The organism is Xylanibacillus composti (genome assembly GCF_018403685.1).
Lineage (GTDB): Bacteria > Bacillota > Bacilli > Paenibacillales > K13 > Xylanibacillus > Xylanibacillus composti.
Genome location: NZ_BOVK01000112.1, coordinates 1 through 2,335 on the forward strand (window position 1 = coordinate 1; position 2,335 = coordinate 2,335).

At 47.3% G+C, this 2,335-nt stretch carries 3 protein-coding genes; 1 reads left to right on the plus strand and 2 read right to left on the minus strand.

Translation table 11 applies throughout. The features are described from left to right. Positions 1–8: 8 nt before the first annotated feature. Together XYCOK13_RS21710 and lexA are read right to left on the minus strand one after the other, a co-directional pair. Complete coding sequence (locus XYCOK13_RS21710) at positions 9–281, minus strand: GNAT family N-acetyltransferase (protein ID WP_213414349.1); 273 nt, start codon at positions 279–281, stop codon at positions 9–11. A gap of 300 nt (positions 282–581) precedes the next feature. Beyond that, complete coding sequence (gene lexA, locus XYCOK13_RS21715; RefSeq protein ID WP_213414350.1) at positions 582–1,205, minus strand: transcriptional repressor LexA; 624 nt, start codon at positions 1,203–1,205, stop codon at positions 582–584. 309 nt (positions 1,206–1,514) lie between these two features. Between lexA and XYCOK13_RS21720 the strand changes: the two genes are divergently transcribed. Beyond that, positions 1,515–1,841, plus strand: a complete 327-nt coding sequence (locus XYCOK13_RS21720) for a LysM peptidoglycan-binding domain-containing protein (RefSeq protein ID WP_213414351.1) — start codon at positions 1,515–1,517, stop codon at positions 1,839–1,841. The last annotated feature ends 494 nt before the right edge of the window (positions 1,842–2,335 follow it).

Sequence of the window (2,335 nt, forward strand, 5' to 3'; positions counted from 1 at the left end):
AAAATAGTTTACAGACTCCACTTTTCCCGCAGCAGTTCTTCTTCCAACCAGTCGAATAACTGACTAGCATACCCTTTTGAACGGGAAGTTTCATCGGTGATTAGATCATCCACATACAAATATCTCCCCCACGCTAACGAGTCACATATTCGAAACCCGGAGGCGGCCTTTACTTCTCCATCTTCTACGAAGGTAATTAACTTATATCCGTATTTCGTTTGAAGATATTTGATCCTCTCCACAAATGTTTTTTCTTCAAGATGGGGGCGCAATTGTTTCATGACTTTATAACTTGCTAGTATGTCTTCATTTGATATTGCAAGGACTACAGGCATGCAGATCTCAACCTTACCAGTAGGGTTGTCTCTACTGTAGTGCAATAACTGGACGGAGAAAAGATCCAAGTTTGCAGAAATTTATTGTACCAATTGCAAGGGATTCTGTGGGGAATCTTGTGTGCCTGACAATGTGCAAGTAGATAGGGTGTTGCGGCGTTGTTCCCGTGCCTAGACATAAGTAAACAACCGAAGGGAAATCCCTTCGGCTTCATGGATCGGATTACTTATACTATCGGCTTGCTCTTAATGAATATCCCGATACAGCCCGATAACCTTGCCCAAGATCGTCACGTTAGGCAACAGTATGGGCGCCATGGTTGTATTCTCCGGCTGCAGGCGGATATGGTCGCGTTCGCGGTAGAAGCGCTTGACCGTGGCTTCATCGTCCTCGGTCATGGCGACTACGATGTCCCCGTTATTTGCGTTCGGCTGCTGGCGAACGACAACGTAATCGCCGTCATGGATGCCCGCATCAATCATGCTGTCACCCACAATGGTGAGCATGAAGACCGTATGGTCTCCCACGATATGGCTCGACAACGGGAAGTAGTCCTCGATATTCTCCGTTGCAGTGATCGGCATACCCGCTGTAACCTTGCCGACGAGCGGCACGCGTACGATCGACATGGAAAAGTCCGATTCCGCATGATCGTTCATGCCGATAATCTCGATGGCCCGCGGTTTGGTCGGGTCGCGCCGGATCAGTCCCTTCTTTTCCAGTCGGTCCAAATGTCCGTGCACAGTCGAACTGGATGCCAAACCGACGGCCTCTCCGATCTCCCGTACGGAAGGCGGATACCCCTTCTCGCGCACTTCGCTCTTTATGTATTCTAATATTGCCTGTTGACGGCTGGAAAGCTTAGTCAATGTGCTCCCCCCAAATTCTCATTTAATTATTTGAAATTATATCATAGAACCGGAGTTCGCACAAACATAAGTTCTAAAAACATTTGTTCGCTTTTTCGTTGACACAAACACCCGTTCGTGTTATCCTGTTAACAGAACAAATGTTTGGAGTTGATGAATATGCTACATGCAACTGGTGTGCAGTGGAATTCTTATACGAAGATGGGGCAGACACGGGGCTCGAATCATGCATCTATACATATACAACGACAACAGACTCGCGCCAAAAGGAATTTTATATTTTCCGGACGAGGGGCTAGCGCGTTCCGCATGCTCTTGGTCATTGGCTTCATCTTATTCAGTTTCATGTTCGGCACGTTTATCCAAACCGCTTTCGGTTCCGAGGAAGCAAGCCGAACTATGGATGAAGCGAATTTCGCTATTCAACCGCAGACTGCAGCTGATGCGATGGGCCTGGATCTGGCTCAAGAATCCAATCAACGGCATGTAGTCGTTGCCGGAGATACACTATGGGCTCTTGCACAGGCACACGCACCTGAGACTATGGACCTTAGACAATATGTGCACGAAATCAAGGTATTGAACAAGATGCAGCAGAGCGTCATTTATGAGGGACAGGTTATATGGCTGCCGTAAGATTACTGGAGAGCCACTTATGCATTGTCAGGCTCCTGCCAAGTGTAATATTGTTAAGAAGTATGGAACTATGGGAACGTGAGGGTTAGCAGAGAGAGGTTGCTTTATTGAGAAAATTGTAGGGAAGTACGGTCAGTCCGCTGAGGAAATAAGGTTGAATGAAAGTCGGTAGAGCTTCCATGTTCTAGCGGCTTTTTCTATTTGGTCAGTAATCTGGCACACTAGAGTCAAAGAGTTATTGGGGTTGGCTAATAGGATATCGATGACAAATACGACCGTTCATGCCCATATCCGTCATCGCTTGCACAAGTTGAGTGCTCAGAGCCGCTGTGCCTAGGGTGGCGCGCATCTTGCATGGACTGCATGCGAGCGTGAGAAATAGCGGGAAACTAGGTACTTATTCTACACTCGTGAGCAAAGTGACTAGGAATAGCGGACATCTTGGGATTTATTCATGTCGCCGGTGACCAATATGGGTAGTGTCAATAAGTTTG